This is a genomic window from Photobacterium rosenbergii, from assembly GCF_033022775.1.
In the GTDB taxonomy this organism is placed as follows: Bacteria; Pseudomonadota; Gammaproteobacteria; order Enterobacterales; family Vibrionaceae; genus Photobacterium; species Photobacterium rosenbergii_A.
Genome location: NZ_JAWJZI010000004.1, coordinates 472,489 through 487,638 on the forward strand (window position 1 = coordinate 472,489; position 15,150 = coordinate 487,638).

The following is a 15,150-nucleotide window of genomic DNA, read 5'->3' on the forward strand; positions in this document are numbered from 1 at the left end:
CCTTAAAAAATCACATCTATTAATAAGTTTGGCAGAAAGAAACACGCCAATACGGTAAAAGCGGCAAAAACTAACAGCATGTATTGGCTGGTTGTTGGCGCTTGGTAGAGGCGTTTTTGTTGCTCGAAAAAGGCAAGCTGGCTTGCCGTTGTTTGTCCTTTTAGTCGGCTGACAATCAGCCCGGTGGCAATGAATACCATGGTGCCGGCCGGGGCATACCATGGCCAGGCAATACCGGCAGACTGACAGACCAGAATGGCTAAGATACTGGTGATACTGGCGGCGATGATGCCGGCTTCGTTGGAGGTACGTGAAAAGATCCCCAGTAAGAAAGAGCCGAGGCGGATCCCGACAAAGATGGAGGTCAGGCTGGCAATACTTTTGAGTACGCTTTCATTGGAGATGGCCAGCATCGCAGGGACCACCACCAGTACCGCACAGCTCAGACTCAGACGGCGGGCCACTTTTTCATAATGGGCATTGTCTTGATCTGGTTTGATAAAGCGCTTGTAAATATCAAAGGTCGCCACGGTTGCCATTGAGTTGTACGACGAGTCCAGTGTCGACATGGCTGCGGCTGAGAGCGCGGCCATGATCAACCCGACAATCAATGGGTGGGTATGGTTGAAGACAAAGTCGAGAATAACATCGTTACTGTTTTCAAACGGCTGACCCTGGTAAAACACAAACAGCAGCACTCCCATCAAGCTGAAAAACAGGTAGATGAAAAACGCACCGTAGCCACATACCAGCATTGATTTCTGCGCCGTTTCCACCGAGCGGGTTGCCAGCGTGCGCTGGATAATCAACTGGTTGGAGCCGTAAACGCTCAAATGGAGGAAGCTGACTGCAATGAGGCCGGCCATCAGTGTGGTGTCATCGCCAAAGCTGGTGGACAGGTTTGCCATCGACAGCTTGGTTTCAACTGCTTGTGATAGTTCTGGGAGCGCACCCAAATCTGGTAGGTTAATCACCAAAGTCGCGAATATCGCAACACATCCAGCCAGTAGGAAGCCAGACTGCATCACATCCGTCCAAATAACGGTGGAAATCCCGCCCGCATAGGTATAAAGCGCGGTAAACAAGCTGATATAGATGATCGCTTCTTCAACACTAATTGGTAGGATCCGCACCAGAATCAGTGAAACCGCGTACAGGATAATACCTGATGCAATGCACTGAACTACTATAAAAACCAATGAGTTAATGGTTCTGGTGATCACCCCGAAGCGATGCTCCAGGTATTCGTAGATAGACGTCAGACCCAGCTTGTAGAAGATAGGGATGAAGAACACCACACTGAAGAAAATCACAATAGGGTAGTTGAGGTGGATGGCAATCGCCTGCATGCCATCACTGTATACCCAGCCCGGCATACCGACGAAGGTCATGGCACTGATGTAGGTCGCCAGGATAGAAATTCCCACCGTTAACCAGCCAAACTGCTTTCCGCCAGTCGAAAAGTCGCCGCGATTAGACGATCTCTTGTTCACTAAGTAACTGATAAAAATGGTAAATGCTAGATAAACCAGCACCACCAAAACGCTTGAATACGCAACCATAATGGGTTTGCCTTGTTGTTTCTATGGGCGTTGCCCGAATAATTATCGCTGTGGATAGTACATAAAACCGCCTCAAATTGGGAATTACTTGGTGGATTTGCGTGATCAGGATCAATCTTGACGGGTTTTTGGTCTGTTTTGGCTGAAATGCATACAGTGTGTGATCAAGATCTCATGAAAATCATTTTTGGGTGCGCATTCATGCAAAATTGATTTGTGTCACGGTTTTTACCCTCTCGAACTGTGTAATATCTGCCACCAGAAAGCGGAGGGGGCAAAACCTCCCTACACGGTTTCGGTCATCCAAGTTATTAACATGGGTGATACAAATAAATTTAGAGGATTATTCGCTCATGACAACCAAGAAACACATGAACGAAGTTCCAATGGTGCAACGCGCAGCTGCCTACCTGGCTATTTTGGTCGGTTACGTGTTCTACTGTTACAACTTCGTAGTAATTGATTACGTCCGTCCCTACATTGTCGATGCTTATGACAGCATTACCCTTGCCCACACCGCCCAGTTCTACACCTGGCAGTCATTGGGGGCACTGCTCGGTGCACTGAGCTGTGCATGGTTTGCCAGCCGCTTCGGTAAGAAAAACGTATTGATCACGATTACCGCTATCAACGGTGCTGCGACAATTCTTAACATGACCTTTACCAGCTACGAAGGCTGGGCGGCAATGCGTTTTATCGTTGGTATCGCTTTGGGTGGCTACTTTACGGTTGCGGTCTCATTGATGATCGGCCTGTTTACCGACTCAGTACGCGGTAAATTGACGGCATTTGCGTCATCTATGTTCTCTGTGGCTGTCATGGCGATGGGTGCGTATGCAGCATATCTTTCAAGCATTAACGCAGCATGGGAAAACATGATGCTGGTAGGTGGTATCCCACCGCTAGTGGCTGCGGTAGCAATGATTTTCATCCTGCCAAGCGACAAGAAAGTGATTGCGTTTGGTGAGGAAGTGGCAACTGACGACAGTGGTAAAGAAGTTGAAGCGAAGAAGGGCTCTTGGGGCGAGATGTTCCGCGGCCGCAACCTGCGCATCACACTAACCTGTCTGTTGCTTTCGGGCCTTAACTTCTACGGCTTCCAGTTCTTCAACGGTTTCGTGACGACGTACCTGAAAGAAGTACGTATGTTCGATGGCCAGACTATGGGCATCATCTTCTCAATCTCTGCTTTCGGTAGCTTGCTGGGTGCCTGGGTATGGGGTGCGATTGCCGACAAGTGGGGCCGTAAGGTCAACGCATTCGGTTTCATCCTTGCCGGTATCATGGCGTCTATCTTCTTCGTAGCGCCTTCTGATGTGAGCTTCATGGGCCTTAACCTGCTGGCAATCCTTGGCTTGATTTACAACTTCGGCCTGGCTTCAAGTGCAGTATGGGGTGGTTACTTCTCTGAATTGTTCCCTGCACACCTGCGCAGCTTCGGTGCCGCACTGTTCCACGGTGGCCGTCTGATCGGTATGTGGGCGCCAATGGTACTGGTCTTTATCCAGGAGCGCTCAGACCTGCAAACCGCCATGTGGGGCTCACCAATTGTTTGGGTACTGGCCGGCCTACTATGGCTATCCCTACCTGAAACGCTGAAAAAAGGCATCTTCTCTAAGAAAGAGAAAGCTGCAGCGACCGCTTAATTGAATACACGGGGCCCAGCGGTGCTGGGTCCGACACTGAATAACAGAATTTTGGTTAGCTATTTAGCCACTGAGTAAAGATAGGAATTTGCAAAATGAGCAAGTATCAAGAAGCTAAGCGCATCGTCCGTGAATATTTCGATGCAATGGAAAAAGCAACTCACGAAAACGTTGCTGAAGTACTGAAAGCACACACTTCTGAAGATTACCTATGGCGCGGTGTTTACCCGTTCCGTGAGCAAGAAGGCGCACAAGCAGCTGCTGACGTATTCTGGGCTCCACTAATGAAGTCAATGACTCGCATGCAGCGTCGTCAAGACATCTTCATCGGTGGCGAAAACGAAGTGACCCCGGGTGAAACTTGGGTAATGAGCATGGGTCACTTCCTAGGCCTGTTCGATGCTGAATACCTAGGCATGCGCCCAACTGGCAAGATCATGAACACCCGTTACGCCGAGTTCAACTGTGTTGAAAACGGCAAGATCACTAAAACTGGCCTGTTCCTAGACCTACTAGGCGTGATGGACCAAGCGGGTTGCTACCCACTACCACCATCAACAGGTAAGCACTTCGTTTACCCTGGTCCTCGTAACCACGACGGCCTACTGTTCGAAGACGCAGCGCCAGAAGAAGGCCAGGCGACACTGGATCTAGTCAACAAGATGGTTGCTGACCTATCTGCCCTGAACGACAGCGGCGCTATGGGTTGCCCACCAGAAGTACTGGCGAAGAGCTGGTCTGAAGACATGCTATGGTACGGCCCATGCGGTATCGGTGCGTCTTACACTATCCCGCGTTACCAGCAGCAGCACCAGCTGCCGTTCCGTAACAACCTGAAAGACAAGAAGTTCAACGGTCACGTATGTCGTTTCGCTGAAGGTAGCTTCTCTTGCTTCTTCGGCTGGCCAAACCTATCTAACACGCCAATCGGTGGTTTCCTAGGTATGCCTGGCGGTGAAATCCGTGCTGACATGCAGGTGGTTGACGTTTACTACCGTGACGGCGACAAACTGTCTGAGAACTGGGTACTGATCGACCTACCATACTGGCTGAAGCAGCAGGGTCTGGATGTGTTTGAGCGTACTCAGCAAATCATGAACCCAGCGCTTTAATTAGCCGCAGCTCCACCGTTTCCTCTTGTGAAAGATAGCACGCCTGTGCGACGTCGGGCGTCCCTTCGGGGCGCCCTTTTTTACGACTAAAAAAACAATATTTATCAATTTGTCGGGATGCCAGCCTGAGGGTGGCTGGCGCCTGATTTTGAGACAAGTAGTATGATGAATAAGACAAAATTATCTCTGATTGTAATGGCTGCTCTGGCTTCTGGCTCTGCAGTAGCTGCCCACACTTTTGTTAATGATAACGGTGACAGCCTGACCATCGATGGCCGTTTTGAAGCGCGCTACCAAGACAATGGTGGTGATTCTGAGCCGGTATGGAACAGCGGCAGTTCGCGTTTCGGCCTAAAAGGCGTTAAGCAACTCGATAATGGCTGGGAAGGTTTCGGCCATGCTGAGTGGGGCTACAACTCTGGCTCAAATGGCAGCGATATTTACGACCGCCTGCTATATGCCGGTGTCGAGCACGACAAATACGGCAAGATCGCCGCGGGTACCAAGCAGTGGTCTACCTTCTACGATGTTGTATGGTTTACCGATATGGGCCGTACTTACGGTACCCGAGGTTCCAATGTATACAACCTTGCCGACTGGGGGATCAGTAGTGGTACTGGCCGAGCGGCAAACTCGCTGACATACCGTAACAATCTGGGTGATCTGAAATACGGCTTTACTTACCAGACAACACGTACTGATGTTGCGCTAGCTGGTGATGCAACAGCCACATTGAAGAACGGTATGGGCGCATCGGTTCTTTACCCGCTAGCACCGGGCCTGACTGTTGGTGCGGCTTACCATCAGAATGAAGTGACAGATCTGGTTGGCGTTGATCAGAGCAATATGAAGGATGGCGATACTGCCCGTATTGGTTTGCTAGGTCTTAACTACGCAACCGAGAATTACTTCCTGGGATTAACTTACCACGTGGCGGATAGCTGGGAGGTTGCAGGCAACAAGGAGTTCTTCGACTCCCGCGGTGGTGAGCTGTACACTCATTACCACTTTGATAATGGCTTCCGTGCCACATTCAACGCCAACTATATGACTGAAACTGACGGCCGTGCTAAAGGTTACGAGCGCAAGACGTTTACCCCGGGTGTTGAATACCACTTTACCAAGAATACGTTCCTGCTTTGGGCTGAGTATCAGTTCGATGAAGGGACTGATAAGTTGAGCGGTACCGAGTTTGTCAATGCTGATGACAAGTTCTCTGCAGGTATCCGCTACTACTTCTAATTGGCTACCCACCAAGCAGAAGATATCCGCATTGCGGAGTTGAAATAGGAACCTACCGATCAAACCGCCACCAGTCCGGACGCTGGTGGCGGTTTTCTTATATGCGTTCTTTCGCCGCGATTTCATTGCTACTGTTTATTGCAGTTGTTGATTGTTGATATTAGTCACGCTCGCAGTATGGCTTGCTGAGGCATTATTGTTTTTCCTTGAGGTCATAAAATTTGCATGCGCATTCAAAGGGTTGTTTGGTATAATTAGCACAGTAATCTCAACTGAATTCCCTATATGTCTGTTAAAAAACAACCAGTTACCGCTAGTGATGTGGCAAAGCTTGCTGGCGTTTCCCAATCAACTGTGTCCCGAGTATTCATTGATGGGAGTTCTGTTTCTGCTGCAGCCCGAGAAAAGGTGTTTGCCGCTGCCAAAGAGCTGAATTACCGCCCCAATGCCTTTGCCCGCAGTCTGACCACCAATGAATCCAAGCTGATTGGTTTGGTTTTCCCTGACTCGGATTACCCGATCCATATGGAAACCCTGCAGTTGCTCAGTAAAGAGCTGCAGAAAAATGGCTATTCAGCAGTGCTGATCCCATGGGAGCTCGATGCCCAGCAGCAGCACTCGATCCCGAATATTTTCCAATACCGTGTTGACGGTGTGATGGCAGCATCCGCCCAGTTCAATACTGCCCTCTACGAAGAGTGCCGCGACTTCAATATTCCTATCGTCCAGTTCGCCCGTGTCGAGGAAGGCACCAAGTGCAGCTCGGCGATCAGCGATAACTACAGCGCTGGTAAAATGGCCGCCCGGGCCTTGGTTGAACGAGGCGCCAAGCAACCGGCTTACCTGACCGGTGATATTCCTGCCTATACCAATGCCGAGCGCCTTGATGGTTTTACCGACGAGTTGCAGACACTGATTGGCCAAACCCCCCGTGATATCCAAACCAGTTATGTCTATGAGCAGGCGCTAGACGGTATTCGTGCGGTATTGTCGGAAGATAACCATCCTGATGCGTTTTTCTGCTCGACCGATACCTTGGCTATTGCCCTGATGGATGTGGCGCGGAGCGAGTTTGGTTTGTCGATCCCTGAAGATATCCAAGTGATTGGCTTTGATGATATCCCTCAGGCTAGTTGGCTGGGTTATCAACTGTCGACGTTTAAGCAGGATTTCAACCGCCTGGCCAAAGAGGCGGTTAAGTTACTGCTCAATCAGGTACAGTCTGAAGACCGCGCTTTGGTTAAGCTGATGATCCCGGTGGAGCTGGTTGACCGAGGTACGTTGAAAAAAGCGTAGGGCTTGCATAGAAGAACGACAGGCTTGAGAAAAAAAAAGCCAATTGCGGTTGCAATTGGCTAAAAATCAGCATCTTGTTATTTGTTAGCAAAGTAACGCCAGATTAATGATCAAGAAACAGGTAGTTTTGCCAGCTCTTCATCCTGATCAGCACTTTTCGCATTACCGACACATGTTCGAAGCTGTCGGAATAAACGGCGATTTCGACATTGGCCCCTTGCGGTAGATGGTACTCGCTCAGATCATCGGTGATTTTTAATTTGACCAACGGACGGCCTTGGCGCAGTAATAAGTCACTGCCGTATAGCACACCCGCCGCTTGGACTTGGCTCTCACCGATAGCGGGCAATACCTCTACCACCTCACCTTGAAACGTCTTGCCGGGCAGGGCGCGAAAGATAAAATCTGCTTTGAAGCCGGGCCGCAGCCTGAGCAAGGAATTCTGCCTGAAGGCGCCGATAAAAAACTGCTCTTCCTGATGAATAAAAGTCATCACCGGCTTGAGCGGCAGGGGCACGGCCATCATTCCCGGGCGCAAGGTCACCTGGGTGACATAGCCATCGGTCGGGGCGTGGACCACGGTTTCCTCGAGGTTAAACTGGGCCTGGATCAGCTGCGCCCTTACCTTGGCGATAGCGGTATTTTCGCCCATGATCTGCGACTCGTAGGTTAGCTTGGCGCGCTGCTCTTCTGCCCGCGCAGCCGCGAGTGAGGCCTCGGCACTACGGTAGAACTGGCGTCGGTTGTCCAGTTCCGACTTGGTGAAGGCTCCTCGCTTGTAGCCCTTTTCATAGCGCTCGAACTGGGTGAGGGTTCTATCCCGCTCCGCAACGGCTCGCTCGGTGCTGGCCTTGGCGGCATGGTAAGCCGCTTCCAGCCCCATGACATTTTGTTTTTCTTCGGCAAGGGCAGCCAGTTGAAGCTGGACTTCGGCTTCATACAAGGTTGGGTCGATGCGGAAAAGCACCTCGCCCTTTTTGATGGGGGTATTGGGCTCAACGGGGACCTCAATCACCTTGCCTCTGACACCGGATACAATTGGGGTGGTAACATAAAACTGGCCGCCCATGTTGCTGTGCGGGTGGTTGTAGTTCATCAGCAAAATCAGGGTGCCGATCAGGATAATGCCGCCGAGTACCGCTGTCGGTACCGTCCATTTGTTAAGCGGGATGTTGAAGATCTTGAACACCGCAATACACAGCGCGGCATAGGTCAGAATGAGTAATAAATCCATTAGCGCTCATCCTCCTGCGGGTTATTGCCCGTGTTATCTTTTTTTGTGTCCGCACTCTTGGTGTCCACGTTTGGCGCGGTGCCATGTTTGGCCTGCATGACTTCCAGCTCAGCCACTTTTCCCGTCAGGTGTTCGACCTGCTCCGAGAGCTTCAAGATTTCATGGTGCAGCTCGTTTTGTTCGTTCTGGATTTTGGTAAACCCCCAGCCCCTGTCTTCGCGCCACAAAGTGGCCCAGATCCACAGAAAAGGCCACAAGGCATGCAGGGTGAACAAACTGACCCAGCCAGCGTAGTGGATGGCATCCTGGTGGGGGTGGTTGCGCTTTTTAGAGATTTCGTAGGGGATATCGTGAATGGCGATGATCCCGTAGAACAGGAAGACCGCGACAAAGCACAATACGCCCAAGGCAAAATAGTCGAGAAACATCCTTGCTCCTTGTCCTTGGTGATCACTTTCAAATTTAGCACTGATTTACTTTTATGCTTGTTTTTGTTGCCTTTATTTCGACAGGTTTCTGCAAGGTAAAGGCGGGCTGGTAATATACTTTTAGGGAATTTGTTCTCCAGTTTTTGACATTTTGGTCGATATAGAGAGTCAGCGAGAGAAAGGCCACGACTTTTTGCCAAAGAGGGTTGTAAAAAGAGGGTGGTCTCACCGAATACCGCAGTTGTGTTCGGTAACATGGAAAAATGAATACTGAGTATCGAGGGGATATGCCTTATCTAATGGTTATAACCGGCCTGTCAGCGGGCCTACTGGCGTGGATCCTGTATCGCGTGTTCACTTCTCAGGGTAAACAACAGCAGTCGTTAGTAGAGAAACGACAGAAAGAAGCCCGATACCAGCAGGTGCTGGAAAAAGCTAAGATAGCTGAGCGCGAAGAAAAGATCTTCAAGGCTCAGACCGGGCATGTCTCCAGCCAGTTATCCTTGGCCAAAGAATATGAGCTCACCAATGTCCGTGAAGCCATCAACTGGTACGAAAAAGCCGCTAAGCTCGACAATATTATTGCCCAGAACGCTTTGGCCCGTTTGTGCCGTGCCGATATTGACGATCCGGATGGCGAAGCCAAATCGCAATATTGGGAGCAGGTGGTCAAGGCCAAGCGTGGCGAGGCCAAAGAGTTGTTTGAGCTTGGCCTGTTGCAGATCCGCGGGCAGGGAACCGAGATAGATGTCGAGGCTGGGCTGGAAAATGTATTGCAGGCCGCTGATAAAGAGTTGTTGGGCGCGATGCTGTTCCTGGGCGATTGGTATCTTTCGGAGTTTTCGCAGCCCCATGAGCCGTTGGAAGCCTTCTTGTGGCGTTTCCGTGCCGCTAAGCAGGGTGATATTAACGGCTTCATGAAGACGGCATTTTGCTATCAGGCGGGGATCGGGGTGAGTAAAGACAGCAGCCGTGCGCTTTATTGGCTGGAGCGTGCAGCAGAGCGAGGCGAAGGTGAAGCCCAGTTGCTGGTGGCGAAAATGCACAACCGGGACACCATGGCCGATGCCTCAATCGCCTATATTTGGTACTCCTTGGCGTATGTAAATGGTTACAAACAAGCCAAGGATGCACGGGATGAGGTGGTACAGCAGCTTGATATTGATACCATCCTCGGGGTACAGAATGTGGCGAACAGAGTCTATAAGCTGCTTAAGCAAGGCGAGGATCTGGAAGCCCACTCGGTGATCAACTTGCTCGATAAGCTTTATGGCCGCAAGGGATATCGACCAACAGACGAGATGCTCGAGACCTTGGCACTGGGTGAGCTGGAAACTGAAATGGCGACATTGCAGCCAGTGGAAAAGGAGAGAGCTGGCGAGCAAGCTTCATCTTCAACGGTATCAACCGGATCTAAAGCAACAGAAGCTTTCGATACCCATACAAAGACTGCAGAGACTGATTTGAACAAGGGTAGCCAGATCTTGAGTACCGATACCGGGATGACGTTTGGTACCGATAGCCGTCACTCACCTATGTCGGGTTACCAGCAGCAATCTTGGCAGACGTCATGGGATAGTCTGCTGGCAGAGAATGAAAACAAGCAAAAAAGAGAAAATAGCGACTAACACCAACGCTTGACTGCATGGATAAAGGCCCACCGATGTGACTCTTCCGGTGGGCTTTTTATTGTTATTGGGCGCGGATATAGTCCAGCAGTTGCGGCATTTCCGTCAGGGTGATCACCCTGGGATCTTTGATTTCAGGCGCATGGGGGGCCGCATAATGGAACGTGGGGATCCCAGCGTTGAGTCCGGCCTGTACACCGCGAGAGGTATCATCGACAAACACGCAGTCTTGTAGCCGGTAGCCCATATTCATCGCGGCAAAATGGAGCAAGTCCGGATCTGGCTTCCAGCTGCTGGCTTCAAACCCGCTGAACAGCTTGCCCTCGAAATAGTGCAGCATATTGGTCAGGCCGAGGGTATGCTCCATCTTGTGAACCGGGCCATTGGAGGCAATACACATATCTATGCCTAGCTGGGTGAGCGCTTCTAGCAAGTCTGGTACACCTGCGATAGGTGTCAGGTGCTCATTGAACAGCTTGCGGCATTCTTCCCGGTACATCGGCTCTAGGGTATCGATAGACACGGTTACCCCGGTGCGGCGGCGGGTTTCGGCGAGGATATCGACAATCTTGCCGCCTTGGAAGTGCTCAATACATTCGTCGAGGCTCAGCTTGCCGCCAAGCCGGGAAAAAATGTTCACTAGTGCTTGGTTACACAGCCGCTCGCTGTCTACCAAGGTACCGTCGCAGTCAAAGATGACGCAGCGGGTTTGATAGGGCTGATCCTTACTCATATTCTTATCCTGTCTATCTCGCTGTCTTGATTGTTAATCCAGCCCTGCGTTTTCGACAATACAGAGATTGGCGTTTTGCTAGCTACATCGCCAACCGCCTATAAAATGACAAGAATTATTTGAATCTGCGCGCATTAAGTTGGCGGTGTTGATAGCGTTTAATCCTGTACTAAGTTTGGTTGCAGTGATTTGCTCGACCTTTATCAAAGGTTGCCATTTATGGATGTGGTTATCGTCACTATACTTGTTGGCAAAAGAAGTAAAAAAGCAGCAGTGGCAATTATAAGGGGTGGCTATGACTTCATCCATTTTTCCTTCATGGCTTGGCGGCTATGAAGTCAGGGAACATGTGAAGAACCCGAATATTTCGGTCGGGGAGCACACGTATTATTCCGGTTATTATCATGACAAGCATTTCGAGGATCACTGCGTCCGCTATCTGCTGGGGGATCACTCGAGCCGGGCGGTGTGGGAGTCGGGGATCTTCGGCGAAGTTGACCAGCTGATCATTGGCAAGTACTGCTCGATTGCGTCTGGTGCGACCTTCATGCTGGCGGGCAATCAGGGTCACCGCCATGATTGGATTTCCTCGTTTCCTTTCGATGTGGGTAAATTCGGCGATAAGGTGAAATCCGGTTTCGAACGAGCTGGCGACACCGTGATAGGCAATGATGTTTGGATTGGCAGTGAGTGTGTCATCATGCCCGGGGTAACAATAGGAGATGGTGCGGTCATAGGCGCTAGGGCGGTGGTGACCAAAGATGTCGCGCCTTATGCGGTGATTGTGGGAAACCCGAGCCAGGAGGTTAAAAAGCGATTCAGTGATGAGCACATTGCCAAACTGCTGGAAATGAAATGGTGGGATTGGTCGATAAAACAATTGCAGCAGAATATGGATGTTATGTGCAGTAACGATATCGATGCGTTGTACGAGCGGTATCTGCAATTTGAGCAGTAAGCCTCCCTTCCCTGGACGGATAGATAAGCAGCTCGGACCATCCCTCCGGGTTGTAAATTTCGATGTGATGATCATTTAGCCTATCAACAAACATTCTGAACAGGGCCCTAAAAGCAGTGAGTATTTACGTAAATACTCACTCCCCCGCACCAAATGGTTCCCTAACAGTAGGGGAAAATGAGTCACGCTGATTGTCGAATCACTAGCTCGCCAGGGATGCTCTTCTGGCTAGGTTCCGTATCTTGATTTCGTATTCGGCTCAGTAGATCGGTGACAGTTAACTCACACAATGCTTTGAGTGGTTGCCTCATAGTCGTTAATCCGTAAGTAGGCCAGGAAGCTGCATCAATATCATCGAATCCGGTGATAGCGATGTCTTTTCCTACGATTAACTTCGTACTCTGCGTTATTGCGTTGATGACACCAATTGCCACTTCATCGTTTCCGCAAACAATGGCATCAGGCAATGCCTTACCTTGTTCTTTAAGCTTATTGAATCCATTGACCCCGCCTTCAACTGAGAACGCATCGTAAATCACGCCAAGATCACACAAGCCCATCGATTCAATTTGCTCACGATACCCAGCCACTCGGTCAATGGCTGTTGATGCCTTGCCATCCCCGGCGATACAGGCGAATGTTTTATGCCCCTTGTTGGCCAGATACTTGACGATATCTTTTGCTGCCTGCTTGTTATCAGTACAAATAGAACTCGCGTACACATTTGGGACATGCCGGTTGATGAAGCTGAATTCAATTCCCCGGTTCACATACTGATTAATCAATTTAGCATCGATATTGGCACTAGCCATAATCACCCCATCGACCTGATATTGGTCGATGATAGGGAGAATATCATCAACCCCCTTATCATCCTGGCTAAACAGCACCACTCGTTGGTTTTCTGCTTGCAGTAAATTGAGCAACTCTTGCAATACTTTTGAGTAAAAATAAGGATTTGAGGCAATGGGCTGAACAATGGCAATACAGTTGGACTGATTGGAAATCAGCGCTCTTGCCATGGCATTGGGGACATAATTCAGTTGTTTTGCCGCTTTGAGTATTTTTTCTTTGTTTGCAGGAGAAATCGAACTACCCGGTGAGAATGCCCGTGAAACAGAAGCCTGTGATACACCTGCCAGCTTAGCGACATCCAGTGAATTTGCCTTTTTTCTTTCCATTTTTTCCATTACTTCTAAATTCGGGCTCGTCTCAAATCAGTGGAAGTCTTCAACGACCGCTTTAAATCCTTTGATAATCATTGCATGCTCTGACGCAATTGCATACATGTTAATGCCAAGTTCTTGCCACATAGTAATATTTTCCGTTGTTGGCAAGAATATACCAACGGGTTTATTGACACTTCGGCCTGCATGACAGACTGCTGAACAAGCATTGATAACTTTTTCACTATCAGGGTTGGTTTCATTATATGCCACGGTCAAATCTACTCGGCCGATAAACAAGGCGCTGACTCCATCAACTGCCGCTATGTCATGAGCATTATCCACGCCTTCTGGATCTTCTATTTGCACGATTACTAGAGGATCCTGGTTATTCTGCAAATGTTCAGAAAGCGGTGTCGTGCCATAGTTAGCTTGACGAGTTGAACCCGCAAAGCCTCGTCCATTTTCCCCATATCGACTCAGTTTAACGATACGCTCAGCTTGCTCGGCAGTTTTCACATGGGGAAGTTGTATTCCAGAGGCTCCGCAGTCAAAGGCGTTAAGGATCGTTGCCGGCTCACTATCTGGCACTCTGACGATACATGGCAAACCAACCAAGCGGCAGGTCATGATGCATTGATCCAGTTCACGGCGGCCGAAGGGGGCGTGCTCGGCATCCAGAATGACGTAATCAAGGCCGGACAAAGACAGGACTTCCATCGTGATGGGATCTGGGGTTTTCACAAACGTCCCGACCACATTTTGCTTGCTGGTAAGTTTATTCAAAAAATCAGACATATTTACTCCAGGGAGAAAAGGCAGCCAACAGCTGCCTTAGTTCGAGAATGTGCTTACGCCAAAGATTTGTAACGCCTTACACGAATATCGGCTTGTTCTTTGTGGCCTGCAAAGCCCTCAATCGCACAAAGACGCGAGCAGTATTCCCCTACCTTCAGTGAAGCCTCTTCACTGACACGCTGGTATGTGCAGGTCTTGATAAACTTACCGACCCATAGGCCGCCAGTATAACGGGCCGCTTTGTTGGTCGGCAGCGTATGGTTAGTGCCAATCACTTTATCACCGTAGGATACGTTGGTTTCCTTACCTAAAAACAAAGCCCCGAAATTGGTCATATTCTCTAGGAAGTAATTCGGATCTTTTGTCATCACCTGTACGTGCTCGAATGCCAACTCATCGGCAACCTGAACCATTTCTTCATAGGTGTCACAGACAATCACCTGACCATAATCAGCCCACGCCTTCGAGGCTATTTCTGCTGTCGGCAAAATCGTCAGCTGCCTTTCTATTTCAGCGATTGTTTGTTTGGCAAACTCATGGGAATTTGTCAGCAGAACTGATGGTGAGTTATAACCGTGCTCGGCCTGACCCAACAGATCGGCAGCAGCCAGTTCAGGATCACAGCCCACCTCGTCTGCAATAACGACGGTTTCTGTCGGCCCGGCAAACAGATCAATGCCGACACGGCCAAAGAGCTGTCGTTTGGCTTCAGCGACAAAGGCGTTACCAGGGCCCACGATAATATCAACAGGATCAATCGTTTCCGTACCTATAGCCATTGCACCTACGGCTTGGACACCACCCATACAGTAGATTTCATCTGCCCCCGCCATTGCCATCGCCGCTACTACATACGTGTTAGGCTTGCCTTCAAAAGGGGGAGCACAGGCAATAACACGTTTTACGCCTGCCACCTTCGCTGTTAGTACACTCATGTGAGCAGAAGCGACAAGCGGATATTTCCCGCCGGGTATATAACAGCCAGCGCTGTTAACAGGGATATGCTTATGGCCAAGGAATACACCCGGCAAGGTTTCCTCTTCCACATTCTTGAGTGAGTTTTTTTGGATCTCGGCAAAGCGGCGCACTTGCGCCTGGGCAAACGCGATGTCTTCTTTTTCTTGCTCAGTCAACGCGTCCACGCACGCTTGAATTTGTTCGTCAGTCAGCCTGAACTGCTCGGGGCTCCAGTTATCAAACTTTTCAGACAGCTCTTTGACGACGGCATCTCCTTCTTTTTCGATACGTGAAAGGATCGTCTCAACAGTATTTCTCACGCTCTCATCATTATTCTTGGCAACTTCGACATCAATACCGTTTTTTACATACTCAATCATGTTCTTACCT

General features: G+C 49.8%; 13 protein-coding genes. 6 read left to right on the plus strand and 7 right to left on the minus strand.

All coding sequences use genetic code 11. The annotated features are described in order from the left end of the window. Positions 1 to 2: 2 nt before the first annotated feature. Positions 3 to 1,562: a sodium:solute symporter family transporter gene (locus tag R2X38_RS12955; protein WP_317522662.1), complete on the minus strand. Its 1,560-nt coding sequence runs from the start codon at positions 1,560 to 1,562 to the stop codon at positions 3 to 5. 353 nt (positions 1,563 to 1,915) lie between these two features. Between R2X38_RS12955 and R2X38_RS12960 the strand changes: the two genes are divergently transcribed. From R2X38_RS12960 to R2X38_RS12975, 4 genes are all read left to right on the plus strand, one after another. After that, entirely contained in the window at positions 1,916 to 3,208 is a 1,293-nt protein-coding gene (locus R2X38_RS12960) for an MFS transporter (protein ID WP_317522663.1), read from the plus strand. A 95-nt stretch (positions 3,209 to 3,303) separates the two neighbouring features. Next, positions 3,304 to 4,320: a nuclear transport factor 2 family protein gene (locus R2X38_RS12965; protein ID WP_317522664.1), complete on the plus strand. Its 1,017-nt coding sequence runs from the start codon at positions 3,304 to 3,306 to the stop codon at positions 4,318 to 4,320. 165 nt (positions 4,321 to 4,485) lie between these two features. Beyond that, the gene (locus R2X38_RS12970) at positions 4,486 to 5,562 is read left to right on the plus strand and encodes a porin (RefSeq protein ID WP_317522665.1); all 1,077 of its coding nucleotides are present in this window, start codon (positions 4,486 to 4,488) and stop codon (positions 5,560 to 5,562) included. A gap of 285 nt (positions 5,563 to 5,847) precedes the next feature. After that, positions 5,848 to 6,858 (plus strand): LacI family DNA-binding transcriptional regulator, encoded by a 1,011-nt coding sequence (locus R2X38_RS12975; RefSeq protein WP_317522667.1) that lies wholly within the window; start codon positions 5,848 to 5,850, stop codon positions 6,856 to 6,858. Between the two features lie 103 nt (positions 6,859 to 6,961). Here the strand turns inward: R2X38_RS12975 and R2X38_RS12980 are convergent, their stop codons facing one another. After that, complete coding sequence (locus tag R2X38_RS12980; protein WP_317522668.1) at positions 6,962 to 8,092, minus strand: HlyD family secretion protein; 1,131 nt, start codon at positions 8,090 to 8,092, stop codon at positions 6,962 to 6,964. Next, the gene (locus R2X38_RS12985; protein ID WP_317522669.1) at positions 8,092 to 8,520 is read right to left on the minus strand and encodes a DUF3302 domain-containing protein; all 429 of its coding nucleotides are present in this window, start codon (positions 8,518 to 8,520) and stop codon (positions 8,092 to 8,094) included. Before R2X38_RS12985 ends, R2X38_RS12980 begins: the two co-directional genes overlap by 1 nt. Before the next feature lie 263 nt (positions 8,521 to 8,783). Between R2X38_RS12985 and R2X38_RS12990 the strand changes: the two genes are divergently transcribed. Further along, positions 8,784 to 10,148 (plus strand): tetratricopeptide repeat protein, encoded by a 1,365-nt coding sequence (locus R2X38_RS12990; protein ID WP_317522670.1) that lies wholly within the window; start codon positions 8,784 to 8,786, stop codon positions 10,146 to 10,148. A gap of 64 nt (positions 10,149 to 10,212) precedes the next feature. On the opposite strand, the gene yieH is transcribed toward R2X38_RS12990, so the two are convergent. Further along, positions 10,213 to 10,881 carry a 6-phosphogluconate phosphatase gene (gene yieH, locus R2X38_RS12995; RefSeq protein ID WP_317522671.1) on the minus strand — a complete coding sequence of 223 codons (669 nt, stop codon included), beginning with the start codon at positions 10,879 to 10,881 and terminating at the stop codon, positions 10,213 to 10,215. 295 nt (positions 10,882 to 11,176) lie between these two features. Between yieH and R2X38_RS13000 the strand changes: the two genes are divergently transcribed. After that, on the plus strand, positions 11,177 to 11,839 hold the full coding sequence (locus R2X38_RS13000) for a CatB-related O-acetyltransferase (protein WP_317522672.1): 663 nt from the start codon (positions 11,177 to 11,179) through the stop codon (positions 11,837 to 11,839). A 182-nt stretch (positions 11,840 to 12,021) separates the two neighbouring features. Here the strand turns inward: R2X38_RS13000 and R2X38_RS13005 are convergent, their stop codons facing one another. From R2X38_RS13005 to hisD, 3 genes are read right to left on the minus strand one after another with little or no spacing between them, the layout of a single operon-like run. After that, a complete protein-coding gene (locus R2X38_RS13005; protein WP_317522673.1) occupies positions 12,022 to 13,029 on the minus strand; it encodes a LacI family DNA-binding transcriptional regulator in 1,008 nt (335 codons plus the stop codon). 27 nt (positions 13,030 to 13,056) lie between these two features. Then, positions 13,057 to 13,803 carry an HpcH/HpaI aldolase family protein gene (locus R2X38_RS13010; protein ID WP_317522674.1) on the minus strand — a complete coding sequence of 249 codons (747 nt, stop codon included), beginning with the start codon at positions 13,801 to 13,803 and terminating at the stop codon, positions 13,057 to 13,059. Positions 13,804 to 13,856: 53 nt separating this feature from the next. Next, positions 13,857 to 15,140, minus strand: coding sequence for a histidinol dehydrogenase (hisD, locus tag R2X38_RS13015; protein ID WP_317522675.1), 1,284 nt, complete (start codon positions 15,138 to 15,140; stop codon positions 13,857 to 13,859). Between the last annotated feature and the right edge of the window lie 10 nt (positions 15,141 to 15,150).

What these genes read in the sequence shown, in the direction of transcription:
- R2X38_RS12960 (WP_317522663.1), top strand. Translation starts at nt 1,916, where the DNA reads ATGACAACCAAGAAACACATGAACGAAGTTCCAATGGTGCAACGCGCA.
- R2X38_RS13000 (WP_317522672.1), top strand. Translation starts at nt 11,177, where the DNA reads ATGACTTCATCCATTTTTCCTTCATGGCTTGGCGGCTATGAAGTCAGG.
- R2X38_RS13010 (WP_317522674.1), bottom strand. Translation starts at nt 13,803, where the DNA reads ATGTCTGATTTTTTGAATAAACTTACCAGCAAGCAAAATGTGGTCGGG.
- R2X38_RS12990 (WP_317522670.1), top strand. Translation starts at nt 8,784, where the DNA reads ATGAATACTGAGTATCGAGGGGATATGCCTTATCTAATGGTTATAACC.
- hisD (WP_317522675.1), bottom strand. Translation starts at nt 15,140, where the DNA reads ATGATTGAGTATGTAAAAAACGGTATTGATGTCGAAGTTGCCAAGAAT.
- R2X38_RS12970 (WP_317522665.1), top strand. Translation starts at nt 4,486, where the DNA reads ATGAATAAGACAAAATTATCTCTGATTGTAATGGCTGCTCTGGCTTCT.
- R2X38_RS12980 (WP_317522668.1), bottom strand. Translation starts at nt 8,092, where the DNA reads ATGGATTTATTACTCATTCTGACCTATGCCGCGCTGTGTATTGCGGTG.
- R2X38_RS12965 (WP_317522664.1), top strand. Translation starts at nt 3,304, where the DNA reads ATGAGCAAGTATCAAGAAGCTAAGCGCATCGTCCGTGAATATTTCGAT.
- R2X38_RS12985 (WP_317522669.1), bottom strand. Translation starts at nt 8,520, where the DNA reads ATGTTTCTCGACTATTTTGCCTTGGGCGTATTGTGCTTTGTCGCGGTC.
- R2X38_RS12955 (WP_317522662.1), bottom strand. Translation starts at nt 1,562, where the DNA reads ATGGTTGCGTATTCAAGCGTTTTGGTGGTGCTGGTTTATCTAGCATTT.
- R2X38_RS13005 (WP_317522673.1), bottom strand. Translation starts at nt 13,029, where the DNA reads ATGGAAAAAATGGAAAGAAAAAAGGCAAATTCACTGGATGTCGCTAAG.
- yieH (WP_317522671.1), bottom strand. Translation starts at nt 10,881, where the DNA reads ATGAGTAAGGATCAGCCCTATCAAACCCGCTGCGTCATCTTTGACTGC.
- R2X38_RS12975 (WP_317522667.1), top strand. Translation starts at nt 5,848, where the DNA reads ATGTCTGTTAAAAAACAACCAGTTACCGCTAGTGATGTGGCAAAGCTT.